Annotated in this window: 22 protein-coding genes; 13 read left to right on the top strand and 9 right to left on the bottom strand. The window is 72.4% G+C overall.

What is annotated here, in order from left to right; translation table 11 throughout:
• Positions 1-26: 26 nt before the first annotated feature.
• Complete coding sequence (aspS, locus tag LOK55_RS05325) at positions 27-1,367, bottom strand: aspartate--tRNA(Asn) ligase (RefSeq protein WP_229934545.1); 1,341 nt, start codon at positions 1,365-1,367, stop codon at positions 27-29.
• A 121-nt stretch (positions 1,368-1,488) separates the two neighbouring features.
• Here aspS and LOK55_RS05320 point away from each other — a divergent pair, with 121 nt between their 5' ends.
• The 6 genes from LOK55_RS05320 to ccsB all read left to right on the top strand — a co-directional run bounded on the left by LOK55_RS05320 (position 1,489) and on the right by ccsB (position 7,262).
• Positions 1,489-2,139: a DedA family protein gene (locus LOK55_RS05320; RefSeq protein WP_229934544.1), complete on the top strand. Its 651-nt coding sequence runs from the start codon at positions 1,489-1,491 to the stop codon at positions 2,137-2,139.
• Positions 2,140-2,286: 147 nt separating this feature from the next.
• Positions 2,287-2,916 (top strand): histidine phosphatase family protein, encoded by a 630-nt coding sequence (locus LOK55_RS05315; protein ID WP_229934543.1) that lies wholly within the window; start codon positions 2,287-2,289, stop codon positions 2,914-2,916.
• On the top strand, positions 2,916-3,545 hold the full coding sequence (locus LOK55_RS05310; protein WP_229934542.1) for a TlpA disulfide reductase family protein: 630 nt from the start codon (positions 2,916-2,918) through the stop codon (positions 3,543-3,545). Before LOK55_RS05315 ends, LOK55_RS05310 begins: the two co-directional genes overlap by 1 nt.
• A gap of 10 nt (positions 3,546-3,555) precedes the next feature.
• On the top strand, positions 3,556-4,353 hold the full coding sequence (locus tag LOK55_RS05305) for a cytochrome c biogenesis CcdA family protein (protein WP_229934541.1): 798 nt from the start codon (positions 3,556-3,558) through the stop codon (positions 4,351-4,353).
• On the top strand, positions 4,334-6,133 hold the full coding sequence (locus LOK55_RS05300) for a cytochrome c biogenesis protein ResB (protein ID WP_229934540.1): 1,800 nt from the start codon (positions 4,334-4,336) through the stop codon (positions 6,131-6,133). Before LOK55_RS05305 ends, LOK55_RS05300 begins: the two co-directional genes overlap by 20 nt.
• A gap of 10 nt (positions 6,134-6,143) precedes the next feature.
• Positions 6,144-7,262: a c-type cytochrome biogenesis protein CcsB gene (gene ccsB, locus LOK55_RS05295; protein WP_229934539.1), complete on the top strand. Its 1,119-nt coding sequence runs from the start codon at positions 6,144-6,146 to the stop codon at positions 7,260-7,262.
• A gap of 456 nt (positions 7,263-7,718) precedes the next feature.
• Here ccsB and LOK55_RS05290 read toward each other — a convergent pair whose 3' ends face one another.
• Together LOK55_RS05290 and LOK55_RS05285 are read right to left on the bottom strand one after the other, a co-directional pair.
• The gene (locus LOK55_RS05290; RefSeq protein WP_229934538.1) at positions 7,719-9,704 is read right to left on the bottom strand and encodes a YhgE/Pip domain-containing protein; all 1,986 of its coding nucleotides are present in this window, start codon (positions 9,702-9,704) and stop codon (positions 7,719-7,721) included.
• Complete coding sequence (locus LOK55_RS05285) at positions 9,701-12,712, bottom strand: MMPL family transporter (RefSeq protein ID WP_229934537.1); 3,012 nt, start codon at positions 12,710-12,712, stop codon at positions 9,701-9,703. The genes LOK55_RS05290 and LOK55_RS05285 overlap by 4 nt, the downstream gene beginning before the upstream one ends.
• Before the next feature lie 127 nt (positions 12,713-12,839).
• Between LOK55_RS05285 and LOK55_RS05280 the strand changes: the two genes are divergently transcribed.
• Positions 12,840-13,478 (top strand): TetR/AcrR family transcriptional regulator, encoded by a 639-nt coding sequence (locus LOK55_RS05280; RefSeq protein ID WP_229934536.1) that lies wholly within the window; start codon positions 12,840-12,842, stop codon positions 13,476-13,478.
• 52 nt (positions 13,479-13,530) lie between these two features.
• On the opposite strand, the gene LOK55_RS05275 is transcribed toward LOK55_RS05280, so the two are convergent.
• The gene (locus LOK55_RS05275) at positions 13,531-14,610 is read right to left on the bottom strand and encodes an NADH:flavin oxidoreductase/NADH oxidase (protein ID WP_229934569.1); all 1,080 of its coding nucleotides are present in this window, start codon (positions 14,608-14,610) and stop codon (positions 13,531-13,533) included.
• Positions 14,611-14,650: 40 nt separating this feature from the next.
• Here LOK55_RS05275 and LOK55_RS05270 point away from each other — a divergent pair, with 40 nt between their 5' ends.
• The 5 genes from LOK55_RS05270 (at position 14,651) to LOK55_RS05250 (ending at position 18,668) form a co-directional block, all read left to right on the top strand.
• Complete coding sequence (locus tag LOK55_RS05270) at positions 14,651-15,523, top strand: ADP/ATP-dependent (S)-NAD(P)H-hydrate dehydratase (protein ID WP_229934535.1); 873 nt, start codon at positions 14,651-14,653, stop codon at positions 15,521-15,523.
• A 43-nt stretch (positions 15,524-15,566) separates the two neighbouring features.
• Entirely contained in the window at positions 15,567-16,805 is a 1,239-nt protein-coding gene (locus LOK55_RS05265; RefSeq protein WP_229934534.1) for a DUF2029 domain-containing protein, read from the top strand.
• Between the two features lie 74 nt (positions 16,806-16,879).
• A complete protein-coding gene (locus LOK55_RS05260; RefSeq protein WP_229934533.1) occupies positions 16,880-17,236 on the top strand; it encodes a thiamine-binding protein in 357 nt (118 codons plus the stop codon).
• 12 nt (positions 17,237-17,248) lie between these two features.
• On the top strand, positions 17,249-17,434 hold the full coding sequence (locus LOK55_RS05255; RefSeq protein ID WP_229934532.1) for a hypothetical protein: 186 nt from the start codon (positions 17,249-17,251) through the stop codon (positions 17,432-17,434).
• A 37-nt stretch (positions 17,435-17,471) separates the two neighbouring features.
• On the top strand, positions 17,472-18,668 hold the full coding sequence (locus LOK55_RS05250; RefSeq protein ID WP_229934531.1) for an MFS transporter: 1,197 nt from the start codon (positions 17,472-17,474) through the stop codon (positions 18,666-18,668).
• A 67-nt stretch (positions 18,669-18,735) separates the two neighbouring features.
• Here the strand turns inward: LOK55_RS05250 and LOK55_RS05245 are convergent, their stop codons facing one another.
• From LOK55_RS05245 to LOK55_RS05230, 4 genes are all read right to left on the bottom strand, one after another.
• The gene (locus LOK55_RS05245; protein ID WP_229934530.1) at positions 18,736-19,062 is read right to left on the bottom strand and encodes a hypothetical protein; all 327 of its coding nucleotides are present in this window, start codon (positions 19,060-19,062) and stop codon (positions 18,736-18,738) included.
• The gene (locus LOK55_RS05240) at positions 19,053-19,448 is read right to left on the bottom strand and encodes a hypothetical protein (RefSeq protein ID WP_229934529.1); all 396 of its coding nucleotides are present in this window, start codon (positions 19,446-19,448) and stop codon (positions 19,053-19,055) included. The genes LOK55_RS05245 and LOK55_RS05240 overlap by 10 nt, the downstream gene beginning before the upstream one ends.
• A 137-nt stretch (positions 19,449-19,585) precedes the next feature.
• Positions 19,586-20,788 (bottom strand): homoserine O-acetyltransferase, encoded by a 1,203-nt coding sequence (locus LOK55_RS05235; RefSeq protein WP_229934528.1) that lies wholly within the window; start codon positions 20,786-20,788, stop codon positions 19,586-19,588.
• A gap of 173 nt (positions 20,789-20,961) precedes the next feature.
• Positions 20,962-22,284, bottom strand: coding sequence for a bifunctional o-acetylhomoserine/o-acetylserine sulfhydrylase (locus LOK55_RS05230; RefSeq protein ID WP_229934527.1), 1,323 nt, complete (start codon positions 22,282-22,284; stop codon positions 20,962-20,964).
• A gap of 142 nt (positions 22,285-22,426) precedes the next feature.
• Between LOK55_RS05230 and LOK55_RS05225 the strand changes: the two genes are divergently transcribed.
• Complete coding sequence (locus tag LOK55_RS05225; RefSeq protein WP_229934526.1) at positions 22,427-23,206, top strand: SDR family oxidoreductase; 780 nt, start codon at positions 22,427-22,429, stop codon at positions 23,204-23,206.
• Positions 23,207-23,240: 34 nt separating this feature from the next.
• On the opposite strand, the gene LOK55_RS05220 is transcribed toward LOK55_RS05225, so the two are convergent.
• Positions 23,241-24,731, bottom strand: coding sequence for an MFS transporter (locus LOK55_RS05220; protein ID WP_374107619.1), 1,491 nt, complete (start codon positions 24,729-24,731; stop codon positions 23,241-23,243).
• Positions 24,732-24,749: the final 18 nt, after the last annotated feature.

The raw sequence follows: 24,749 nt of genomic DNA, 5'->3' as shown, positions 1-24,749 counted from the left end.
AGGGCCCGCCGGGGCGGACCCTTCGCTTACGGAGCCAGACGCGTCGGGCCGCGGAAGAGGAAGGTGACCTCGCGGATCGAGTCCTGCCCGAGCATCAGCATGAGCACGCGCGCGAGCCCCATGCCGAAGCCGCCGTGCGGCGGGATGCCGTAGCGGAAGAAGTCGAGGTAGTGCTCGAGGCCCTCGAGCGACAGACCCTTCTCGACCGCCTGCGCCTCGAGCACGTCGATCCGGTGCTCGCGCTGCGCGCCCGTCGTGATCTCGGTGCCGCGGAAGAGGAGGTCGTAGCTGCAGGTGAGGCCGGTCTCGGCGTCGCGCATGTGGTAGAACGGCCGGATCTCGGGGTGGTAGTCGGTGATGAACACGAACTGGTGCCCGTAGGTCTCCTGCACGTGCGCGGAGATCTGGCGCTCGCCCTCGGGGTCGAGGTCGCCATCGGTGCGCGGGATGTCGTAGCCGCGGCCCTTCACGATCTCGCGGGCCTCGGCGAGCGGGATGCGCGGGAACGGGAGGCTCGGCACGACGACGTCGACGTCGAAGAGCTCCTTGATCTCGTCGGCGTGCTTGTCCTTGACTGCCTGGAAGGCGACCGCGAGCAGTTCCTCCTGCATCTGCGCGACGTCTTCGTACGAGTCGATCCACGACAGTTCGGCGTCGATCGAGGTGAACTCGGTCGCGTGGCGGCTCGTGAAGCTCGGGTCGGCGCGGAACACGTCGCCGATCTCGAACACCTTGCCGAAGCCGGCGGCCTGAGCCATCTGCTTGAAGTGCTGCGGGCTCTGCGCGAGGTAGGCGGTCTGGTCGCCGAAGTACTCCAGCGCGAAGAGCTCGGCGTTGCCCTCGGCGGGCGTCGACATCAGCTTGGGCGAGTGGATCTCGACGTAGTCGCGCTCGACCCAGTAGTTGCGCATCGCGTGCTCGAGCGTCGTCTGGATGCGGAAGATCAGGTTGTTGCGGCGCTGGCGCAGGTCGATGAAGCGCCAGTCCATGCGCTTGTCGAGGCCGCTGTCGGCCGCGATCGGGGTCTCGGGCAGGGCCGCGGCGGCGATCTCGAGGCCGCCGATCTTGATCTCGACAGCGCCGAGCTTGACGCGCTCGTCGTGCTTGAGCTCGCCCGTGACCGTCAGGAAGGTGCCGGTCGACAGTTCCGAGATGAGTGCGGTGAGCTCGAGCGCCGCAGCATCCTGCTCGGCGCCCTCCGGGTCGGGGCGGGTCGCGGGGTTCACGAGCTGCACGGCGCCGGTCTCATCACGCAGGATGACGAACTGCACCTTCTTCTGATCGCGGACGGTCTCGACCCATCCGGAGACGCGGACGGGTCCGTCTTCACGGGACTGCAGCTGGTTCACGAGGGTGCGTTCGGTCACGAGGAGCCAGTCTACGCGGCGGGCGCCGTGCGCTCGGGGTGCGCGAGCTCTCAGTGGGGTGGCGCGCGGCCCCCGGCATCCGCTCAGGTTCTCGTCACCTTGTCCCCGTAGCGTCGCGGGCATGACGACTCCTGACGGCTCCTGGTTGACCGCGCTCGTCGACGGAGTCGTCGGCCTCATGGATCTCATCGGGGCGCCGGGCGCCGGCGTCGCGATCGCGCTCGAGAACCTCTTTCCGCCGCTGCCGAGCGAAGTGATCCTGCCGATGGCGGGGCTCGCCGCCGCGCGCGGCTCGTTCACCCTCTTCGAGGCGCTGTTCTGGACGACGGCGGGGTCGGTCGTCGGTGCGTTCGCCCTTTACGGGATCGGCGCGGTGCTCGGGCTCGACCGGCTGCGTGCGCTCGTGAAGCGCCTGCCGCTCCTGCACGTTGACGACGTCGATCGCACGGTCGCATGGTTCGGCCGCCACGGCGGCAAGGCCGTGTTCTTCGGGCGGATGCTGCCGATCTTCCGCAGCCTGATCTCGATCCCCGCGGGCGTCGTGCGCATGCCGCTCTGGCGCTTCGGGCTGCTCACCCTCGCCGGATCGCTCATCTGGAACAGCGTCTTCGTGCTCTCGGGGTTCTTCCTCGGCGAGCAGTGGCACATCGTCGAGGAGTACGCCGGCATCCTGCAGTACGTCGTCATCGCTGCGGCGGCGGCCGCCCTCGTCTGGTTCACTGTCACCCGCGTGCGCCAGCTGCGCGCCCGCGCCGGCAGCGACCGGGTCTGACGCGCAGGCACTGGCGTCGGCCGCGCGCCGCCTCGCCGCGGCGTGGATCATCGTGCTCGGCCCCTGCCTCGCGCTCGTGACGCCGAACCGACCGGAGGCATCCGCTTCTCAGCCCGCCCACAACCGCGGCCCCCGTAGACTTGGCGCGTGCCCGCAGATCGCCTCCACCTCGTGCGCCACGGGGAGGTCCACAACCCCGATCGCGTGCTGTACGGGCGCCTGCCGAACTTCGCGCTGAGCGCCGACGGGCGCCGCATGGCCGCCGCCGCGGCCGATTACGTGCAGAGCCTCGACCGGCCGGTGAGTGCGCTGTACGCCTCGCCGCTCCAGCGCACCCGCGAGTCGGCCCAGCCGTTCACGGCCGCGTTCGGGCTCGACCCGGTCATCGACGAGCGCGTCATCGAGCCGACGAACGTGTTCGAAGGCAAGCAGATGCGCCGCGCCGTGATGAATCCGGCGAACTGGCGCTACCTGCGCGACCCGTCGATCCCGAGCTGGGGTGAGCCCTACCTCGAGATCGTGCAGCGGATGGATGCCGCGATGCGCGACGCCTGGGGACAGGAGGACGGCGGCGACGTCGTGATCGTCTCGCACCAGCTGCCAATCTGGGTCACCCACCTCGCCGTCGCGGGGGAACCTCTCCGCCACGACCCGCGCAAGCGACGCTGCGCGCTGTCGAGCGTCACGAGCTTCGAGCGGCACGGCGACGAGTGGGTCGAGGTCGGCTACACCGAACCCGCTGCCACCGCCGGCAGCGTCGACGTGGGGGCGGTCTGATGCGCGCGTTCTCCTCGACCCGGCGCCCGGTGCGCACCGCCGTCACCGCGGCGCTCGTCGCCGTCGCCCTCGCACTCACCCTCACCGCCTGCACGAGCGCGAACGACGACCTCGTCTCGCAGTATCAGCAGGGCGGCGGGCAGGGCTTCATCTCCGGTGACGGTCGCGTGCAGGAGATCCCCGTCGACCAGCGCGAGGCCGCCGTCGAGTTCTCCGGCACCGCCGTCGACGGCAGCACCGTGTCGAGCGCCGACTACGACGACACCGTGCTCGTGCTGAACTTCTGGTACGCCGGATGCGGACCGTGCCGTGCCGAGGCATCCACGCTGGAAGACACCTACCAGCAGGTCTCGCCGCAGGGAGCGCGCTTCCTCGGCGTGAACATCTACGACGGCCCCGAGCAGGCGACCGCCTTCGAGAAGACCTACGGCATCACCTACCCGTCGCTGATCGCGAAGGAAGACGCCGACCTCAAGCTCGCGTTCGCCGACTGGACGCCGCTGCAGTCGGTGCCCGTCACGCTCGTGCTCGATGCGCAGGGCCGCGTCGCCGCACGGTTCATCGGCCAGATCGAGAGCGGCTCGATCCTGCGCACCGTCATCGACGACGTTCTCGCCGAGAAGTCGTGAGGCTCGCGTCGTGAACGCCGGCTCCATCGTCTTCGACGGCGCGCTGTGGCTGGCGCTTCCCATCGCGATGCTCGCGGGGCTCATCTCCTTCCTCTCGCCGTGCGTGCTGCCGCTCGTGCCGGGCTATCTCGGATTCCTCGGCGGCGCCGCGGGCGCGACCGGCGGGACGACCACGGGGGTGGGTGGCGCGACCGCGGGTGCCGGCGGTGGGCGCACGGCAGCGCAGCGCGGCCGCGGCCGCCTGCTGCTGGGCGTCGTGCTCTTCATCGCCGGGTTCACCGTCGTGTTCGTCGCGATGGGGGTGCTCGCCGGCTCGGTCGGGCGGTTCTTCATCCAGTACCAGGACCCGATCACGCGCGTGCTCGGCGTCGTCGTGATCGTGATGGGCCTCGTCTTCCTCGGGGTGTTCGGGTTCGCCCAGCGCACCGTCAAGCCGCAGGTGCGCTCGAACCTCGGCCTCATCGGCGCGCCGCTCCTCGGCGTCGCGATGGGCATCGGCTGGGCCCCGTGCATCGGACCGACCTACACCGCGATCCTGTCCATCTCGCTGACCCAGGCCGACCCGTGGCGCGCCGTGGCGCTCGCCGTCGCCTACTCGCTCGGCCTCGGCACCCCGTTCGTGCTCCTCGCGGTCGGGTTCGGCTGGGCGACCCGCTCGGTCGCATTCCTGCGTCGGCATATCCGCGCGGTCAACATCATCGGAGGCGTGCTGCTCGTGATTCTCGGCCTGCTCATGGTCACGGGAGTGTGGACCTCGGTGATGTCTCAGCTGCAGGGGGTGATCGGCAGTGTCGAGCTCCCTCTCTGATCCGCTGCGGCCGGACGACCACGCCGACAGCGCGCCGCGTACCGGGCGTCCGACCGGCGACATCGCGCAGCCGCGGCTGGGCGTCGTCGGGTGGCTCCGCTGGGGCTGGCGGCAGCTGACCAGCATGCGCACGGCGCTCGTGCTGCTGCTGCTGCTCGCGATCGCCGCGATCCCCGGATCGATCGTGCCGCAGCGCACCGCCGACCCCAACGGGGTCAGCCAGTACCGCACCGACAACCCCGATCTCTACCCGATCCTCGACCACCTGCAGCTGTTCGACGTGTACTCGTCGGCGTGGTTCTCGGCGATCTACATCCTGCTGTTCATCTCCCTGATCGGCTGCGTCATCCCGCGCACGACCCACCATTTGGGGGCGCTCCGCGCCCGGCCGCCGCGCACTCCCGTACGCCTGTCGCGGCTCGACGACCACGACGAGACGGTCCGTGCCGTGCCGGCGGGGACGGATGCCTCCGACGAGGCATCCCACGCCGTCGACCTCGCGCAGCAGCAGCTGCGGAAGGCCGGCTACCGAGTCGAGCGGTACGACACGCCCGCCACGGCGAAGCGGCCCGCCGTCGCGTCGGTCTCGGCGGAGCGCGGCTACGCCCGCGAGACCGGCAACCTGATCTTCCACGGCGCGCTCGTCGGCGTGCTGCTCTCGGTCGGCATCGGGGGAGGCCTGACCTACACGGGGCAGACCGTCATCGTCGAGGGCGACAGCTTCGTGAACTCCCTCGGCCTCGGCTACACCTCGTTCAACCCGGGCCGTTTCGTCGACACCGAGAGCCTTCCGCCCTACTCGCTCACCCTCGACAGCTTCGACGTGTCGTACGTGCCGGTCGGCGAGGCGGGGCAGGGCATGGCGGGCGACTTCGCCGCGAACCTCACCACCCGCGAACCGGGGCAGGAGCCGAAGCAGCAGGCCGTGCGAGTGAACCACCCGATCGACATGGCCGGCGACCGCGTCTACCTGATGGGCAACGGCTACGCGCCGACGATCACGGTGCGAAACCCCGCGGGCGACGTCGTCTTCCGCGAGGACGTGGAGTTCCTGCCGCAGGACACGAACATGACCTCGCTCGGCGTCGTGAAGGTGCCCGACGGGCTGCCCGAGCAGATGGGGCTCGTCGGCTTCTTCTACCCGACCGCCGCGACGCTGCACTCGGGAGCGTTCACCTCGGCCTACCCGGCGCTCGCGAACCCGCTCCTCACCGTCGACGTCTACGTCGGCGACCTCGGCATCGACGACGGCACCCCGCGCAACGTCTACGCCCTCGACACGAGCGGCATGACCCAGCTCACCGGACGCTCGATCGGCGTCGACTCGCTGAAGCTCGAGCCCGGGCAGACCGTCGACCTGCCGGACGGCCTCGGCACGATCACGTTCGACGACAACACCGCGACCGGCGGCGCCGAGACCGTGAAGCGCTACGTGTCGCTGTCGATCCACCGTGACGTCGGCGCCCCGTTCGTGCTGCTGTTCGCCGTGATCGCGCTGCTCGGGCTGCTCGCCGCGCTGTTCGTGCCCCGTCGCCGTCTCTGGGTGAAGGCCATTCCGACGGGAGACGGCGCCGTCACGATCGAGTACGCCGGTCTCGCCCGCGGCGAAGACCCCGCGCTCGCCGTCGCGGTCGAGGGCCTGCAGCGCGAGCACCAGAAGGCGTTGGATGCCGAGGGGCGGCCCGCCCAGGCATCCACCCGCTCGTCGTCGCCCGGTGCCTCTTCGCCCGGTGCCTCGGCGCCGGAATCCACCCCCGACGACGCGAATCTGCCCGCGTAGACTGGACGCCATGCCCGCCGCCGACTTCTCGCTCGATAGCGTCTCGGTCCTGCTCGTCTGGACGGCCATCGCGATCTACGCGCTCGCGTTCATCGCGTACGCCGTCGACCTCGCGCGACGCTCCGACCTCGCGCTGCAGCAGAAGGATGCCTCCGAAGCCGCCGGCGCGCGCGAGCGGCAGCTCGTCGGTGCGGCCTCGGTCGCCGCTGCGGGTGCCGCCGGCGCCTCGGCCGCCTCGCGCGTGCGCGCCGAAGAGGATGCCGCGGCGGTGAACCTCGAGGCGCGCCCGGGGGCACGCCGCCGCTACCTGTGGGCGCGGATCGGCACGTCACTGACGGTGCTCGGGTTCCTCTTCCACGTCGCCGCCGACATCACCCGCGGCATCGCGGCAGGTCGCGTGCCGTGGTCGAACATGTACGAGTTCGCGCTCACCGGCACGATGCTGATCGTCGCGGTCTACCTCGTCGTGCTGCTGCGCTACGACCTGCGGTTCCTCGGGACCTTCATCACCGGGCTCGTGACGGTGCTGCTCGGTGCGACGGCGATCTGGTTCTACACCGTCGTCGTGCCGCTGTCCGACCCGCTGAAGAGCGTGTGGCTCGTGATCCACGTCTTCGTCGCGTCTCTCGCGACGGCGCTGTTCGCACTCGCCTTCGCGCTGTCGGTGCTGCAACTGCTACAGGCGCGGCGCGAGCGCCTGGCGGTCGCCGCTGACGAGGCATCCGGGTATGCGGCTCTCGCCGACACGGGCGCCGGCGCGCCGGCGGTGAACCCTGCCATCAAGAGCGGGCCGCGCTTCCTGCGCACGCTGCCGTCGGCCGACATGCTCGAATCGCTCGCGTACCGCTTCGCGATCATCGGGTTCATCTTCTGGACGTTCACGCTCATCGCCGGATCTGTCTGGGCCAACGATGCATGGGGTCGCTACTGGGGCTTCGACACCAAGGAAGTCTGGACCTTCGTCATCTGGGTGCTCTACGCCGGGTACATCCACGCGCGCGCGACGCGCGGCTGGCGCGGCACCCGCTCCGCATGGCTGTCGATCATCGGGTTCACGGCCGTGATGTTCAACTTCACGATCGTGAATATGTTCTTCAAGGGCCTGCACGTCTACAGCGGCCTGAACTGAGGCACCCCGCGCCCCGCGCGCCCGTCCCCGCGCCACGAACCGGCATCCGCCACAGGTTTAACCTGCCGCGGATGCCGGTTTCTGTAGCGCGCCGCGCGCCGCGCGCCGCGCGCGCGTCGTGGCCGAGTGGGCTGCGGGGTACTGCTGAGGCGCCAGTCGCCGGCATCCGCCACAGCCTTCTGCGCCGACGGCTGCTGCCGCGCCACGAATCAGCATCCGCTACAGGATTAACCTGGCGCGGATGCTGGTTTCTGTAGCGCGCCGCGGGGCTGGGGGCGCGTGGTGACCGAGTGGGCTGTGGCGCGTGGCCAAGGCGCCAGTCACCGGCATCGGCCACAGGTTTCGGCACCGCAGGCTGGTACCGCACCAGGAACCGGCAGCCGCTACAGGGTTAGCCTGGCGCGGATGCTGGTTTCTGTAGCGCCCACGGGAAGCCGCCGCCGCCGGCCGCGGTGGCTACGCCAGCGCGGGGGCGGGCTGCAGCAGCGTCGATGGCTTCGCCGTGCGGCGGCGCGCCACGGCGATGATGGTCACGACGACGGCGAGCGCGGCCCACACGATCATGCCGGCAAGTCCCGCGCCGAGGCCGCCGGCCGAGGTCAGGGCGGCGAGCATCGCGGTGTAGGCCGGCGTCGTCGGCATGAGCCCCGCCACCGCGGCGAGGACACCCGGCACCGTCGAGACGATCCCGGTCGCGACCGCCAGCACCCCGATGAGCGCAGACACCCACCGCCCCGCGCCGCCGAACACGGCGACGAGAGCCTGGTTGACGGCGGCGAAGGCGATCCCGGCGACGACGGCGAGACCCGCGAAGGTCCACCACGCGCCCGCGTCATAGCCGGCGGCCAGCTGCACCACCAGCGCGACGAGCAGACCCTGCACGGCGCCGATCGCGGCGGCCGGGGCGAAGGCGCGCAGCGCCAGCAGCACCGACGAGCGGCGCGAGCTGAGCGCGTGCCGCGGCACCGCCTGCAGCACGATGAACGATGCGAGACCGCCGAACCACAGCGCCAGCATCGCCAGCAACGGGATCGCCGACGCTCCGAACAGCGTCGTGCTCGCGCCGTCGGCGCGCACCGGGTCCGCCACGACCGACGCGAGGTCCTTCGCCTGCTGATCGGTGTACGAGGGGATCGAGGCGGATGCCTGGGTCAGGCCGTCGGCGAGCGACGCCGTTCCGGTGCTGAGCGCGCTCACGCCATCGGCGAGCGAGGTCGCGCCATCGGCGAGCTGGGTTCCCCCGGCGGAGAGCTGCGCGGCGCCGGAGGCGAGCCCGGTGGCCCCGGTCGCCGACTGGTCGAGGCCGTCGGCGATGGTGCCGAGTCCCGACTGCAGTCCGCTCGCGCCGGCGGTGAGCTGGTCGATGCCCGCGGCCGCGGTGCCGAGCCCCTTCTGCACGCCCGCAGCGTAGCCCGCCGAGTATCCCGCATTCGTGGCGGAGTCGGTGATGCCGGTCGCCAGCTGCCCGAGGGCGAGGCACACGGCGCCCTGCTCGGGCGTCGTCGGCGTCGCGGGCGGGATGCAGTTGTTGGCGGCGAGGAGCGTCTGGTAGGTGCCGGCGAGGCCCTGCGTGGCCGTCGCGGCGGCATTCGTGTACGAGACGTTCGTGGCGGCCGCCCCGCCGAGAGTGTCGGGAGCGGTGGAGGTGAGCTGACCCGACAGCTGTCCGAGACCCGCGGCGAGCTGGCCGGCGCCGCCCGCGGACTGACGGGTGCCGTCGGCGAGCTGGGTGAGGCCGCCCGAGAGCTCCGTCGCCCCCTCGCCGAGCTGGGTGGCACCGCTCGCGAGCGCGGTCGCCCCGGCCGGCAGCTGCGCGGCGCCGGCGGAAGCCTGCGCGGCCCCGTCGGCGAGCTGGTGGGCGCCGGTCGCGGCCTCGCCGAGCTTGTCACCGAGTGTCGTGAACCCGAGGAAGACGTTCTCGAGGTAGACGGTCGACAGCTGCGTGCCGAGCACGGATGCCGCAGCGCTCGCCACCTGCGAGGTGATCGCGTCGTCGACGATGAGGCTGTCGGGCGAGGTCTGCGCCGAGATCGTCGCCTTCTCGGGGGTGCCGCCGGACCCGTCAGAGGCGCCCGCGGTCGACGTCGCGGCCGCGGAGAAGTTCGCGGGGATCGTGATGACGGCGTCGTAGGTGCCGTCGGCGAGGCCGGCCGCGGCGTCGTCGGTGTTCGAGATGGTCCAGTCGAGGTTCGACGGCAGATCGTCCGAACCCCCGACGAGCCCGGCCGCGAGCTGGCGGCCGAGCGGCACGAGCTGTCCGTTGACGGTGACCGGCTCGTCGTTGTTCACGATCGCGGCGCGCATGCCGTCGAGACGTTCGACCGGGTTGTACAGGGCGGCGACGAGGATGCCACCGATCACGACCGGCAGCAGCACGATGCCGATCAGGGTCAGCCAGGTCACGGGACGGCGCGAACGCGCGCGCTCGAGGGAGAGGGTCATGAGATCACCTGCGAGGAGGTCGAAGCGGAAGCGGGAGCCGATGCGGAGCGCGCGGTCAGCGCGAGCGCGCTCACCCCGGGTCGGTGCGCGTCGGAGAGGAGGTCGAGCGCGGCGCCCTCGCGTCGCGCCGAGGCGACGATCGTGAGGGGGCGACCTGGGCCGCCGGCCGTCTCACCGTGGCGCGACCTGCGCCGGCGGGGAGCGGATGCCGCGCGCTCGGCGGCGTCGCGCAGCAGCGCGGCGGCCTGGTCGCGGTCGGCGCCGGCGAGCGTGTCGAGCCCGTCGATGGCGACGAGGCTCGTGCGGCCGGCCAGCGCGCGGCGCAGCTCGCGGAGCGGATCGGCGGCGCCGTCGAGGAGCGCCACCCCGACGTGCGCGCGCACCCACGCGGCCCGGCCGGGCAGGAGGTGCCCGGCGACGCGCAGCCGCCCCTCGGACGGGTCGATGCGCCCGCCCACCATGAGCACGAACGCGCGCGAGGCGCGCGGGTCGGCCGCCGTGACGAGCAGGGTCTCGCCGGCCTCGACGCGCATGTCGGCGCTCGAGAACAGCTCCACCTCGCCGACGCCGCGGCCGCCGTCGACTCGCACTCCGACGCCCTCGCCGACGAGCGGGGCGGTGCAGTCGGGTTCGGGCCACTCGGCCAGGGCGAGCTCGCGCTCGACCGCTTCACCCTCGATGTCGAAGTGCGGCAGGGCGCGGTCGAGCCAGCGAGGCATCCACCACGCCTTGTCGCCGAGGAGGGCCATCACCGCGGGCACGAGGGTCATGCGCACGAGGAACGCGTCGACGGCGATGCCGACGGCGAGGCCGAGCGCGATCGGTTTGATCGCGGTGTCGCCCTCGGGCACGAACGCCGCGAACACCGCGAACATGATGACCGCGGCGGCCGTGACCACGCGCGCCGAGGCGGTGAAGCCGCTGCGCACCGCGGCGATCGCGAGAGCGCTCTCGTCGTAGGGTTCGCCGGAGGCCCTGGCCGCGCGCCGCGCGTGCACGAAGTCCTCCCGCATGCGCGAGACGAGAAACACCTCGTAGTCCATCGCGAGGCCGAACAGCACGCCCATGAGGATGATCGGCATGAACGAGATGACGGGGCCCGTCCGCGTCACGTGTAGAGCGTCGGCGAGCCAGCCCCACTCGAACACGGCGGCGACGACGCCGAACGCGGCGAGGATCGACAGCAGGTAGCCGACCGTCGCCTTCATCGGCACCCAGATCGAGCGGAACACGATCATCAGCAGGATGAACGAGAGACCGATCACGAACAGCCCGAAGGGCAGGAGCGCCGCGCCGAGCCGGTCGGAGATGTCGATCGCGATCGCGGTGAACCCGGTCACCTTGAGGTCGACGCCGTACTTCTCCAGCCATTCGTCGTGGTGGGAGCGGAGCTCGCGCACGAGGTCGGCCGTCGCCGGGTCGTCGGGGCCGGTCTCGGGCACGATCTGCACGAGCCCGGTGTCTGCGGTCTCGTTGGGGGTCGCGAGGGCGACCTCCTTGACGCCGGGGATCTGCTCGACCTCGGCCTTCAGGTCGGCCATGAGCCCGAGCGGATCCGTCGAGGTGACGATCGTGCCGGTGAGGATGAGCGGCCCGTTCGCGCCGGCGCCGAAGTGCTCGGCGGTGAGGTCGTAGGTCTGCCGCGCCTCGCTCGAGGTCGGCTGCATGCCGGCGTTGGGGAGGGCCAGCTGCAGGCTCGCGGCGGGGATCGCGACCACGCCGAGCGTGACGACGACGGCGATGGTCGTGATGATCGGATGCCTCGTCACGAGCGCGACCCAGCGGTTCGTGCGGGCCGGCGCGGCGGCGAGGGCGGGGGTGCCCGCGGCATCCGCCTTGCCCACCTCCGCGGCATCCGCGTCGTGCTCGGCGTCGGCACCGGCGGCCCCGGCGGCGGGCGTTTCACCTCGGCGCGAGCCTCGCCCGCCGGGCCGCCGCCGCACGGCGACACCGCGGGAGAGCCCGTAGCCCCACCCTGCGACCCGTGCCTTCGCGAAGCCGAGGAGGGCGGGGGTGAGGGTTACCGCGACGAGCACGGCGACCGCGACGGCGGCGGCCGCGGCGATGCCCATCGTGGTGAGGAAGGGGATGCCGGCGAAGCCGAGGCCGATCAGGGCGATGAGCACCGTCACGCCCGCGAAGACGACCGCCGAGCCGGCGGTGCCCGTGGCGCGGGCCGCCGACTCCTCGGGGTTGGTGCCGGCGCGCACCTGGTCCTGATGTCGCGCGACGATGAACAGCGCATAGTCGATGCCGACGGCGAGTCCCAGCATGATCGCGAGCATCGGCGTCGTCGACGAGACCGTCGCGAAGGCCGTCGACAGGAAGATGAGGGTGATCGCGAGGGCCACGCCGATCAGGGCGCTGACCAGGGGGAACCACGCGACCGCGATCGAGCGGAAGGTCACGATCAGGACGAACAGCGCCACGAGCACACCGACGGCCTCGATGATCGACAGCGCGGGGAGGGAGGTGGAGAACAGGTCGCCGCCGACGGCGACCTTCGATCCTTCGGGCAGCGCACCGCCGAGCGCGGCCGACTCGTCTTCGAGGGCCGTCTTCGTGGCATCCGGCACGTCGGTCACGGTGCCCGCGAACTGCAGGCGGATGAGCGCCGCCTCACCGTCGTCCGACACCATGCCGCCGACCATCTCGTCGAACGGGTCGGTGACGGCGAGCACGCCGTCGAGGTCCGACAGCTGCGACACGGCCGAGGCGATCTCGCCGCTGTAGGGCCGCTCGTCGATGCGGTCGCCGGGCGCGGCGACGATGACGTACTGGGCGCTCGTGCCGCTCGCCTGCGGGAAGGTGCGATTGAGGATCTCGAGGCCCTCTTCGCCCTCGGTGCCGGGGATCGAGAACGAGTTGTCGAAGCCCTTGACGCTGCCGGCGGCCATGCCGGCGCCGACGATGCCGCCGACCACGCCGAGCAGCAGCAGCCAGCCGACGAGCACCCGCCAGGGGTGGCGGTACGACCAGCGGCCGAGCGAGTACAGAAGTGTGGACACGGGCGCTCCCGATACGAGGGTCAGTGGGGTTCGATACAGCGCTGTATCCGATACATAGATCGATCCTAAGAGCGTCGCCCGCCGCAAGTCTGGTGAATCGATGTGAAAATGTCCGAGAGGAGGCGCCGTGACCGATGTGACGAGCCGCGCCGGCAGCCGCCGCCGCGAGCAGACCCGCGCGCGTCTGCTCGACGCCGCTCATGAGGTGTTCGCCGAGGTCGGCATGGATGCCGCGTCGGTCGAGATGATCTGCGAACGGGCCGGCTTCACGCGCGGCGCGTTCTACTCGAACTTCGAGTCGAAGAACGAGCTCTTCCTCGCCCTCATCACCCAGCTCGCCGGGGAGAAGCTCGACGAGGTGGCCGTGCGCGTGCAGGAGCTCGCCCCCGACGCGGTCTCCGACATGAGCGCCCTCGTGCGGCAGGTGGTCGGCGTCTCGTTCGGTGCGCGCATGGAGCCGCAGCTGATCAGCGAGATCCGCACGCAGGCCCTCCGCGATCCGAGCCTCGCCACCGCCTACCTCGCCTGGGAGGGAGCGCTCCGCTCGCGCGTCGAGGGCATCATCCTGCAGGTCGTGGATGCCTACGGCCTGCGCCTCCGCCTCACGGTCGCCGAGGCGGCGCAGCTGCTCGTCGACGTCTCCGACGACACGTGCGCGCGCGCCACGATCGAGGGGCGCTCGAGCGCGGAGATCACCGACCGCATGAACGACCGGCTAGAACGCCTCGTCGGGGTGCTCGTCGAGAACCCGGCCGTCGTGCGCTGACGGCGCCGATGTCGCGCGGCGCGCCGGTCTCGCTGGTGGCGCCGGTCGCGCCTCAGCGCGGCTGCCGCGGCCGGGCCCGCAGGTACTGCGGCGGCCACGGGGCGGTCGCCGGGTCGCCGAGCTCGGTCGCCGCGCGCAGCGCGAAGTGCGGATCGCGCAGCCACTCACGACCCGCGAGGATGACATCGGCCGCGCCCGCGGCGAGGATCTCCTCCGCCTGCGGACCCGAGGTGATCTCGCCGACCGCGCCGACGGCGACGCCCGCCCCCGAGCGCACCTCGGCGGCGAGGGCGACCTGGTAGCCCGGGCCGGTGACGATCTGCTGGTGGGCGACGAGACCGCCGCTGGAGATGTCGAAGAACACCGCGCCGCGCTCGGCCGCCCACCCGGCGACGACCGCGGTCTGTGCGGCGTCCCAGCCGCCGTCGGCCCAGTCGCTCGCCGAGAAGCGCACGGTCAGGGCCGCGCTCGGCGCCGCCTCCCGCACCGCGTCGACGACGCGCAGCAGCAGTCGGGCGCGGTTCTCCAGCGAGCCGCCGTACTCGTCGGTGCGCGTGTTCGACAGCGGGGAGAGGAACTGGTGCAGCAGGTAGCCGTGCGCGGCGTGCACCTCGAGCAGCGCGAACCCCGCGGCGACGGCCCGCGCCGCGGCCGCGGCGAAGGCATCCACCACCGCGTCGATGCCCGCGGCGTCGAGCGCGACGGGCTCGTCGAACCCCTCGAAGGCGATCGCCGACGGGGCCACCGTCTGCCAGCCGCCGTCCGACGCCGGCACCGTTCCGCGTTCGCCGGTGAGCGGCGACCAGGTCGACGCCTTGCGGCCGGCGTGCGCGAGCTGGATGCCGGGGACGGCGCCCCGCGCGGCGATCGAGGCGGCGATCGGGGCCCAGGCATCCCGCTGCGCGTCGTTCCAGAGCCCCACGTCCTCGGGCGAGATGCGCCCCTCGGGCAGCACCGCGGTCGCCTCGGCGATAACGACGCCCGCCCCGCCCGACGCGAACTGCGCGAGGTGCACGTGGTGCCAGTCGTTCGGCACACCGTCGACAGCCGAGTACTGGCACATCGGGGCGACCCACAGACGGTTGCGGACGGTCAGCCCGCCCAGCTCGATCGGCGTGAACAGCAGGTTCATCGGGTCCTTCCGGGGAGAGTGACGGGGGTAGGGTGACGCCATGGCGCTCGAGTGGACGGCGGAGCAGGCGGCAGGGGTTCTCCGGATGCCAACGGCCTCCGACGACAAGTATTCCCGCGGCGTGCTGGGGGTGCGCACCGGGTCGGACCGCTACCCGGGCGCCGCGGTGCTCGGCGTCGAGGCCGCCCACCGCACCGGGCTCGGCATGGTGCGCTACCTCGGCGACGAGCGCCCGACCGCGCTCGTGCTCGCCCGCCGCCCCGAGACGGTGACCGCGGACGGTCGCGTTCAGGCGTGGCTGATCGGCTCGGGCACGGATGCCTCGGAGCGGAGCGGCGCCGACACCGCCGCCCGCCGCGAGCTGCTCGCCGGGTCGATGCCCGTCGTCGTCGACGCGGGCGCGCTCGATCTCGTGCCGGGCGCCGTCGCGCCGGTCGTCGTTAGCCCGCACGACCGCGAGCTCGCGCGCCTGCGGGAGGCGGCGGGGCTGCCCGAGATCTCGCTCACCGGGCCCGGCGCCGACCGGGAGGGCGCCGCGGTCGACACCGCCGCCGCGCTCGGTGTGACGGTGCTCCTGAAGGGATCGCGCACCGTCGTCGCGACCCCCGCGGGCCGCGTTCGCACCGTCGTGAGTCCGACGGCCTGGCTCGCGGCGGCCGGCACGGGCGACGTGCTCGGGGGCATCCTCGGCGCGCTCGTCGCCGGCGCGGCCGGGGCGGCCGAGGCCGATGCCGGGGCCGACGGCAGCGCCGCGCTCGACGCCGATACCCTCGGCGCGCTCGCGGCGACCGCGGCGTACGTGCACGGCCACGCCGCCGCGGCGGCGTCGGCGGCACGCTCGGGGGGGCCGATCGCCGCGCTCGACGTGGCCGGGTCCGTGGCATCCGTCATCGGCACGCTCCTGGCCCGCTGAACCCGCGCGGGGGCTCCGGCCGCGCCTCCCTAGGATGGGGAGCGTGTCGAGACGGGCTGCGCTGTGGATCGCTTTCGCGCTCGTGCACGCCCTCGTCGCGTGGCTCGGATTCGCCTACCCGAACGAGCCGATGGGCGACGTCTACCGGGTCTACGAGCCGTGGTCGCTCGAGGCGCTCCAGGGCCGCGGCATCGTCGGCATCACCGAGGCGTGGGTGTACCCGCAGCTCGCGCTCGTGCCGATGGTGCTCGCGCACACATTCGCGCCGATCGCCGGCTACACCGTCGGCTGGGCGATCCTCGTGACGCTCCTCGACGCGGCCGCGTTCGCCGTGCTCGTCGGCCGCGGCGCCTCCCTCCCGCGCCGCACCGCCGCCTGGTTCTGGCTCGCGTACATCGTCCTCCTCGGCCCCGTCGGGCTCTACCGGCTCGAAGCGGTCACCGTCGCGCTCGGGATCGTCGGATGCCTGTGGCTCGTCGGCCGGCCGTGGGCCGCGTCGATGCTGCTCGCCGTCGCGACCTGGATCAAGGTGTGGCCCGCCGCACTCCTCGCCGCCGCCGTCATCGCGGTGCGCCGTCGCGGCGCGATCGTCGGCGGCGCGGCCGTGGTCAGCGTCCTCACCCTCGGCGCCGTCGCCCTCGCGGGCGGCGCCGGCAACGCCTTCGGGTTCATCGACGAGCAGACGACCCGCGGCCTGCAGGTCGAGGCGCCCATCGCGACCCCGTACCTATGGGGGGCGCTCCTCGGCCAGCGCGGGTTCGCGGTGTCGTACTCGTTCGAGCTCCTCACCTTCCAGGTCACCGGCACCGAGATCGACACCGTGATCGCCGCGATGACGCCCGCCCTCGTGCTGGCGATGGCAGCTGTCGCGGCCCTGGGCGTCGTGAAGGCCGCGCGCGGGATCGGATTCGCCGCGCTCTTCCCGCCGCTCTCGCTCGCTCTCGTGCTCGGGTTCATCGTGTTCAACAAGGTCGGCTCGCCGCAGTACCTCGCCTGGCTCGTGCCCTCGCTCGTCATCGGCATCGTCGTGCGCCGCCGGGTGTGGGCGGGGCCCGCGATCCTCGCGCTCGTGGCGGCGCTGCTCACACAGCTCGTCTACCCGCTGCTGTACGCCGGCATCCTCACCCCCGAGCCGGTGTCCGTCACCGTGCTGACCCTCCGGAACCTCGTCGTGTGCGCGCTGTTCGTCTGGATGGTCGTGCGCGTCGCCCGGCTCCCGGCGCCGGCGCGGCGGCGCGCCGAGATCGCCGCCGCCGAGGCATCCCCCTCGCCGAGCGTGTGACCCGCGCCCGCCCCGTCCGCTCTTTCCGTCCGATCAGCCGTCCGACCAACCGTCCGATCAACCTGGAGGTTCCCATGCTCATCGCCTTCTCCGTCGCCCCGAGCGGCGCTCCGTCCGACCCCGCCGCGGCAGCCTCCGCCGTCGCCGAGAGCGCCGACGGATCGGTGCACGACGCGGTCGCCGCCGCGGTGCAGATCGTCCGCGCCTCGGGTCTGCCGCACCGCACGACGTCGATGTTCACCGAGGTCGAGGGGGAGTGGGACGAGGTCTTCGCGGTCGTGAAGGCCGCCACTGAGGCCGTGCTGCCGTTCGGGTCGCGGGTCTCGCTCGTGCTCAAAGCCGACATCCGGCCCGGGCGCACCGGCGAGATCGACGGCAAGGTCGAGCGGCTCGAGCGGGCTCTCGAAGAGCGCGGCGAGCTCGGCGCGTAGCCGCACGGCGTCGTGCTCAGCCCGCTCGCCGCAGCGCGGCGCCGGCGCGCTCGAGCGGCGCACCGCCTCCTGCAGCACTGCGATGCGGTGCAGCGCCTGCCCGGCGAGTCCCGCGGCGCCGACCAGGACGTCGAGATCGCCCGCGAGCGCGGTATCCCGGTCTTCCACGCCCTCGAGGAGATCCCGACACTAGGATGACTCGGTGACCTCCTCGACCTGATCGAAGAGGACGGCGATGTGGGCGCTCCTCTCCCTCGCCATCGGCTCCTTCGGCATCGGCATGACCGAGTTCGTCGTGATGGGCCTCCTCCCGCAGATCTCCGCCGACCTCCTGCCCGCTCTCTCGGCCGCCGATCCCGACACCGCGATCGCGCACACCGGCTGGCTCATCTCGCTGTACGCGGTCGGCGTCGTCGTCGGGGCTCCGACGATCGCGGCATCCGTCGCGAAGTACCCGCGCCACCGCGTCATGCTGGTGCTCGCCGCGGCGCTGACGCTCTTCAACGCGCTGACCTTCGTCATGCCGACCTTCGAGCTCGTCGCGGTGTCCCGCTTCCTCGCCGGGCTGCCCCACGGCGCCTATTTCGGGATCGGCGCGCTCGTGGCATCCGATGTGCTCGGCCCGGGCAAGCGCGCGCAGGGCGTCGCGTTCGTGCTCACCGGCCTCACGCTCGCGAACGTCGTGGGGGTGCCCGTGGGCACGGGCCTCGGTCAGCAGTTCGGGTGGCGCGTGGCGTTCATGATCGTCGCAGCGATCTTCGCCCTCGCCGCGATCCTCATCGCGTTCTTCGTGCCCGCGCACGCGGGCGACCCGGGGCGCACGCTCCGCGCCGAGCTCGGCGTCTTCCGCATTCCGCAGGTGTGGCTGACGCTCGCCGTGGGGGCGATCGGCTTCGGCGGCTTCTTCGCCGCTTACAGCTACATCGCCTCGATCGTGACCGAGGTGGCCGGCTCGCCCGCGTGGGCGGTGCCGATCGTGCTCGTCGTGATGGGCGTCGGGATGACCGTCGGCAACCTCCTCGGCGGGCGGCTCGCCGACCGGGACCTCCGCCGCACGCTCCTGTGGGGTCTCGCGCTGCTCGCGCTCGTGCAGGTCCTCCTCGCGCTGACGAGCGGCTGGATCGTCAGCCTCGTGGTGTTCGTCTTCGCCGTCGGCGTCGTCTCGTCGGTGCTGAGCCCGTCGATCCAGACGCGGCTCATGGATGTCGCGGGCGACAACCAGTCCATCGCCGCGGCCCTCAACCACTCCGCGCTCAACATCGGCAACGCGACCGGGGCGGCCCTCGGCGGCGCGGTGATCGCGGCGGGGCTCGGCTTCGTCGCCCCGGTGTGGGTGGGCGCCGCGCTCGCCGCCGCGGGGCTCGTGACCGCGGTCTGGAGCTTCCGCGCCGACGCGCGACAGAAAGCGGCACCCGCGCTCGCTCTCTCCTAGCGCGGATGCCGGTTTCTGGCGCGTGAGCGGCGGGGTGGATAGCCGTGGCCGATCTCGTGCACGAACGTCAGGGTGCCGCCCAGCGCGCCGAGCCGAGCCCGCCGACCCCGCATCCGGGCACGTTCACCGGCATGCCGGTCGGGAGCAACCCGTAGGAGACGACGTCGGCGCGGTTGCCGTCGGCGACGCGGGTCGCCGCGAGGCTCGTGAGGAGCGCGTCCCAGTTGGTCGTACAGGCCCCCGGCTTGGTGCGCGCGTCGTCGAGCGGCCGGGTCCAGGGGAGCGTCGGCGTCGAGGCGAACGAGCCGGTCTGCTGGACGGGCATCATCCGGAACGCCAGCGCGGCGGTCGTCTGCGCGTCGGCGAGGGTGGGCGCGGGCAGGTTCAGCGCCATCCCCGGGTTCGCGGGCGTCGGGGCCGCCGTGCTTCGACCGGGGTGACGGTCGGCCAGAGCCACGGTGCGAGCGTCGTGACGGTGGAGTACGCGCCGAAGATCCCGTCCTGCCGCTCGACCAGCAGCGTGCCGCCGACGGCGTCGCCCGTGCTCTTGCCGATCGGCGGGCGCACGTATGCGCGGACGATCGCCGTCTTGTACGCGACGAGGGTGGCGGCGTTGTCTGGCGCCCGGTCGGCAGGATCGGTGAGATGCTCACGCGAGCGGTAGTGCTGGATCGCCTGCGTCACCTCGATCCCCGTCGTCGTGCGCCAGAGCGCGGGGCGCTCGCCGAGCACGTCGTGCAGCCGGTCGAGGGTGAGGATCAGGTCGTCGAGATCGGGCATCACAGCCTCCGTCGTCGTTCGTGGATGATCACGAAGAGCGCGCGCCGGGCGCGGTGAGACATCGGCGCCGGGTTGCCGACCGGGTCAGGTGCCGGTCGGTGTCGAGTCGGTGCGCGCGGGTGGATGCCCCGCCGCGGTCAGCTCTCGAGGAGCCCCCGCAGGTGCGTGCCGACGGCGTCGGTCTCGATGAGGAATCCGTCGTGGCCGAAGTCGCTCGAGAGCACGACCATCGTCTCGCCCTGCGTCGTGCGGATGCCGCGGAAGATCCGCTCCTGCCCGTCGACGGGGAAGAGCCGGTCGCTGTCGATGCCGAGCACGAGGGTGCGGGCGGTGACGCGGGCGAGCGCGTCCTCGACCCCGCCGCGCCCGCGGCCGACGTCGTGCGAGTTCATCGCCTCGACGAGGGTGAGGTAGCTGTTCGCGTCGAAACGGCGCGTGAACTTGTTGCCGTGGAAGTCGAGGTAGCTCTCCACGGCGAACCGCCCACCGCCCCCGAGCGGGCTCACGCCCGACTGCCAGGAGCGCTGGAAGCGCAGGTTCAGCTCCATCGGGCTGCGATAGTTCAGCAGCGCCATGCGCCGCGCGAGCGCGAGACCGCGGTGCGGGCCCTCGCCGTCGTCGGCGTCGTAGTAGTCGCCGCCGGCGAAGTGCGGGTCGATGCGGATCGCCTCGAGCTGCACCGAGTTGAGGGCGATCTGGTCGGCGGTGGTCGTCGGGGGAGCGGCGAGCACCGCGAGGCGCTCGACCCGATCGGGCAGCCCCACGCCCCACTCGAGCGCGTGCATCCCGCCCATCGATCCGCCGATGACGGCGGCCCAGCGCGCGATGCCGAGCGCGTCGGCGAGCAGCGCGTGCGCTGCGACCTGGTCGCGCACGGTCAGGTAGGGGAAGCGCGCCCCCCACTCGCGCCCGTCGGGGCCGATCGAGGCGGGGCCCGTCGAGCCCTGGCATCCACCCAGCATGTTCGGGGCGACGACGAACCAGCGGTCGGTGTCGATCGGCGCGCCGGGGCCGACGATGTCGTCCCACCAGCCATCGGTGGGATGCCCCGGGCCCGCGCTGCCGCGCACGTGACTGTCGCCGGTGAGGGCGTGGAGCACCAGCACGGCGTTGTCGCCGGCCGCGTTGAGCTCGCCCCAGCTCTCGTAGGCGAGGCGCGCGAACGGCAGCCGCTCGCCGTTCTCGGTGCGGAAGGCCCCGAGCGGGGCGAACAGGCGGCCGCCGGCGGGGTCGCCGTCGCGCCAGGCGCCGCTCGCCGGGGGCCGCGCGCGCAGCAGCCGCGCGTCGGCCTCGGAGATGGGCGCCGACGGCACCGTGTCTTCGGAGGCCTGCCAGTCCATGGCATCCATTCTCGCGGGCGCGGCGGCCCGCGCGACGCGTGTTACGTGCGGCGGCCTCCACGCGAGAAACCACTCGCGGCGCGAGAAACCACGGGTGGCGTGGTTTCTCGGCGCGCGAGCGGTTTCTCGGCGGGTGCGCGGGTGCGCGGGCGCGGGCGCGGGCGGGCGGATGCTCAGGCGCGCGCGGCCTCGGAGACCCGACGCGCGGCGGCGAGGGCCTGCTCGAGGTCGGCCTTGAGGTCCTCGACGTTCTCGAGACCCACCGACAGGCGCACGAGGCCGGGCGTGACGCCGGTCGTGAGCTGCTGCTCGGGGGTGAGCTGCGAGTGCGTGGTGGATGCCGGGTGGATGACCAGCGAGCGCACGTCGCCGATGTTCGCGAGGTGGCTGAACAGCGTCAGCGAGTTGACGAACTCGCGACCCGCCTCGACGCCGCCCTTGAGCTCGAACGAGAGCACCGCGCCGACGCCCTTCGGGGCGTAGCGGTTCGCGGCGGCGTACCACGGCGAGGTCGGCAGCCCCGAGTAGTTGACCGAGGCGATGTCGTCGTGGTTCTCGAGCCACTCGGCGATCTCCTGCGCGTTCTGCACGTGGCGCTCGATGCGGAGCGACAGCGTCTCGATGCCCTGGATGAGCAGCCACGCGCTCTGCGGCGAGATGGCGGCGCCCAGGTCGCGCAGCAGCTGCACGCGCGCCTTGATGACGTAGGCGAGCGGGTCGCCGACCGCCTGCGTGTACACGGCGCCGTGGTACGAGGGGTCGGGCGTGGTGAGGCCGGGGAAGCGCTCGGCGTGCTCGGTCCACGGGAAGGTGCCGCCGTCGACGATGACGCCGCCGATCACGGTGCCGTGGCCGCCGAGGAACTTCGTCGCCGAGTGCACGACGATGTCGGCGCCGTGCTCGAACGGGCGGATGAGGTACGGCGTCGCGATCGTGTTGTCGACGATGAGGGGCACGCCCGCCTCGTGGGCGACGTCGGCGACGGTGCGGATGTCGAGCACGTTGATCTTCGGGTTGCCGATCGTCTCGGCGAAGAAGAGCTTCGTGTTCGGCTGTACGGCGCGGCGCCACTCCTCGGCGTCGTCCTGGTTCTCGACGAACGTCACGTCGATGCCGAGCTTGGCGAGCGTGTACTTGAAGAGGTTGTACGTGCCGCCGTAGATCGACGACGACGAGACGATGTGGTCGCCCGCTTGCGCGATGTTCAGCACCGCGAAGGTCTCGGCCGCCTGGCCCGAGGCGACCAGCAGCGCACCCGTGCCGCCCTCGAGCGCAGCGACGCGCTGCTCGACGACATCCTGGGTGGGGTTCTGGATGCGGGTGTAGATGTTGCCGAACTCGGCGAGGGCGAAGAGGTTCGCGGCGTGGTCGGCGTTGTCGAAGACGTAGGAGGTCGTCTGGTAGATCGGGGTCGCGCGGGCCTTCGTGACCGGATCCGGCGCGGCACCGGCGTGGATCTGCGTGGTCTCGAAGCGCCAGTTCTCGGGTGCGGACATGTCGGGCTCCTGCGGGTGTTTCGGGTACGGCGCAGGCGGATGCCGGGGCCACGACCGAGAGTACGGTCCGGGCTCTGTGTCAACAACGACGCGGAAATGTGACGTCACAATGGGTGTCCGCGCGGCCGGGTAGCGTGGAGCCATGACGACCAGACGCGCTGTGGTGACGGGGGCAAGTTCCGGGATCGGCGAGGCGGTGGTCCGGGCGCTCCGCGCGAGCGGGTGGGACGTCGTCGGCGTCGCGCGCCGCGCGGAGCGGCTCGCCGCGCTGGATGCCGAGGTGGGATCGGCCTCGTTCGCGGCCGACCTCACGAGTGCGGCCGACGTCGCCGCGCTCGCCGAGCACCTGGCATCCACCGGCGATCTGCACGCGCTCGTGCACGTCGCGGGAGGCGCCCGCGGCGTCGACCGGGTCGAAGACGGCTCCGTCGACGACTGGCGCTGGATGTTCGAGGCGAACGTGCTCTCGACGCAGCTCGTCACGGCGGCGCTCCTGCCGCTCCTGCGCGACGGGATCCGCGCGGGCGGCGGTCACGCCGACACCCTGTTCGTCACCTCGACGGCCGCGCAGGTCGCCTATCCCGGCGGGGCCGGCTACAACGCGGCGAAGGCGGGCGAGGCGATGCTCGTGCACGCCCTGCGGCTCGAGCTGAACGGAGAGCCGATCCGGGTGACCGAGGTCGCCCCCGGCATGGTCTACACGCCCGAGTTCACCCTCAACCGCCTCGGCGGCGACCGGGCGCGCGCCGAGAAGGTGTACGACGGCGTGGAGGAGCCGCTCCAGGCATCCGATGTCGCCGATGTGATCGCGTACGCGCTCAACGCTCCCGGGCACGTCAACCTCGACCTCGTCACGATGCGCCCGGTCGCCCAGGCCGCGGCGCACGTGCTCGCCCGCGGCGAGCTGCGCCCGCGCGGCTGAGCCCGGGCGCGACCGCGCGCCCGCGCCAGCCGGGTCAGGCCGCGGGAGCGTCGGCGAAGGCGACCTTCGGCACGAACAGCAGCAGCAGGGCGGCGAGGAATCCGCCGGCGGCGCAGATCGCCCAGACCGTGAGGTATCCGCCGAGGGATGCCGCGGTCTGCGACGCGACGGCGCCGGCGCCCGCGGCGAGCACCACCCCGAACACGGCCGACGAGAAGGTGCCGCCGATGGTCTTCGTCGTGTTCGTCAGGGCCGACGCGATGCCGGTCTGCCCCGCGGGTGCGGCCGCCGCGGCGGCGGCGGGAAGCGCCCCGACGAGCGCGCCGCAGCCGAGTCCCGCGATGCACAGGTTCAGCAGCACCTGCCACAGCTCGAGATGGAACGGCAGGAAGAGCGCGTACCCGGTGCCGACGAGCAGCGCCGCCACGATCAGCACGACGCGCGGGCTCGCCTTGCGCGAGGTCACCGCGAACAGCACCGCGCCGACGATCAGCGAGACGAGGTAGATGCCGATGATGTACGAGCGCTCCGTGGCATCCAGCCCCAGGCCGTACCCGAGCGAGCGGTCGGTGCCGGCGTAGGTGGAGAGGGGCCCCTGGGCACCGAGCAGGCTGATGCCGACGAGGAACGCCGTCGCCTGCACGGGCCACATCTCCGGGCGGCGGAGCACCCGGATGTCGATCGCGGGATCTTCCTGGGCGAGCTCGTACCGCACGAACCAGACGAACACCGCGATGCCCGCCGCGACGAGCGCGATCACCCACCACCAGGCCGCCGGGCCGAGGTGCAGTTCGCCGATCATGCGCATCCACGCGAGCCCGCCCGTCACGAGGAGCAGCCCCCACGCGAGGATCACGAACCCCCACGTGTCGAGCGTGCGCCCCGGCTCGGGCGTCGATTCGGGCACGAACAGCCAGATCACCACCGCGATGAGGGTCACCGCGATCGCCGGGACGAGCAGCGTCGTCGTGAGGTCGGCCGACGCGGCGAAGATGCGCCCCGCCGCGAGGGCGCCGACGATCGCGCCCGCCTGAAGGCCGACCACGAGCAGCCCCGCCGCGCGGCGCGTCATCGAGACGCCGTGCGAGCGGCGCCGGCCGCGCTCGAAGATCAGCGCGATCTCGAGCGGCAGCCACACGACGTAGAAGCCCTGCAGAGCCCAGGCGGCGAGGAACGACCAGAACGACGTCGCGAACGCGAGCCACCACGACGCTCCGGCGGTGAGGATCGCGGCGATCAGCAGGATCCGCTTGTGCCCGTACATGTCGCCGAGCTTCGCGAGCACGGGCACGACGAGCGCCGACAGCAGCAGCTGCGCCGCCTCGAACCAGTTGACGTCGGAGTCGTGGATGCCGAGGTGCACCACGATGTCGCTGAACAGGGGCACGTAGTAGCCCTGCAGGATGCCGCTGACGAACTCCACCAGCACGAACCAGCCGATGAGGGCCGCCGTCACCCCCACCGCGGAGGTGCGCAGCGACGCCGTCGCAGTGGAGAGGGAACGCGGTGTCGGCGACTGTGGCACGGCGCTCAGTCTAGGTTG

This window comes from Microbacterium sp. F2E, from assembly GCF_020905435.1.
GTDB classification, from domain to species: Bacteria; Actinomycetota; Actinomycetes; order Actinomycetales; family Microbacteriaceae; genus Microbacterium; species Microbacterium lacticum.
Note: the sequence above shows the minus strand (reverse complement) of the source record. Positions and strands in the feature narration are given on the sequence as shown.

Coding starts and splice junctions, on each gene's coding strand:
- LOK55_RS05290 (WP_229934538.1), bottom strand. CDS start 9,704: ATGACCCTCTCCCTCGAGCGCGCGCGTTCGCGCCGTCCCGTGACCTGG.
- LOK55_RS05245 (WP_229934530.1), bottom strand. CDS start 19,062: ATGGCGCTGAACCTGCCCGCGCCCACCCTCGCCGACGCGCAGACGACC.
- LOK55_RS05260 (WP_229934533.1), top strand. CDS start 16,880: ATGCTCATCGCCTTCTCCGTCGCCCCGAGCGGCGCTCCGTCCGACCCC.
- ccsB (WP_229934539.1), top strand. CDS start 6,144: ATGCCCGCCGCCGACTTCTCGCTCGATAGCGTCTCGGTCCTGCTCGTC.
- LOK55_RS05225 (WP_229934526.1), top strand. CDS start 22,427: ATGACGACCAGACGCGCTGTGGTGACGGGGGCAAGTTCCGGGATCGGC.
- LOK55_RS05270 (WP_229934535.1), top strand. CDS start 14,651: ATGGCGCTCGAGTGGACGGCGGAGCAGGCGGCAGGGGTTCTCCGGATG.
- LOK55_RS05230 (WP_229934527.1), bottom strand. CDS start 22,284: ATGTCCGCACCCGAGAACTGGCGCTTCGAGACCACGCAGATCCACGCC.
- LOK55_RS05275 (WP_229934569.1), bottom strand. CDS start 14,610: ATGAACCTGCTGTTCACGCCGATCGAGCTGGGCGGGCTGACCGTCCGC.
- LOK55_RS05320 (WP_229934544.1), top strand. CDS start 1,489: ATGACGACTCCTGACGGCTCCTGGTTGACCGCGCTCGTCGACGGAGTC.
- LOK55_RS05310 (WP_229934542.1), top strand. CDS start 2,916: ATGCGCGCGTTCTCCTCGACCCGGCGCCCGGTGCGCACCGCCGTCACC.
- LOK55_RS05240 (WP_229934529.1), bottom strand. CDS start 19,448: ATGCCCGATCTCGACGACCTGATCCTCACCCTCGACCGGCTGCACGAC.
- LOK55_RS05235 (WP_229934528.1), bottom strand. CDS start 20,788: ATGGACTGGCAGGCCTCCGAAGACACGGTGCCGTCGGCGCCCATCTCC.
- LOK55_RS05250 (WP_229934531.1), top strand. CDS start 17,472: ATGTGGGCGCTCCTCTCCCTCGCCATCGGCTCCTTCGGCATCGGCATG.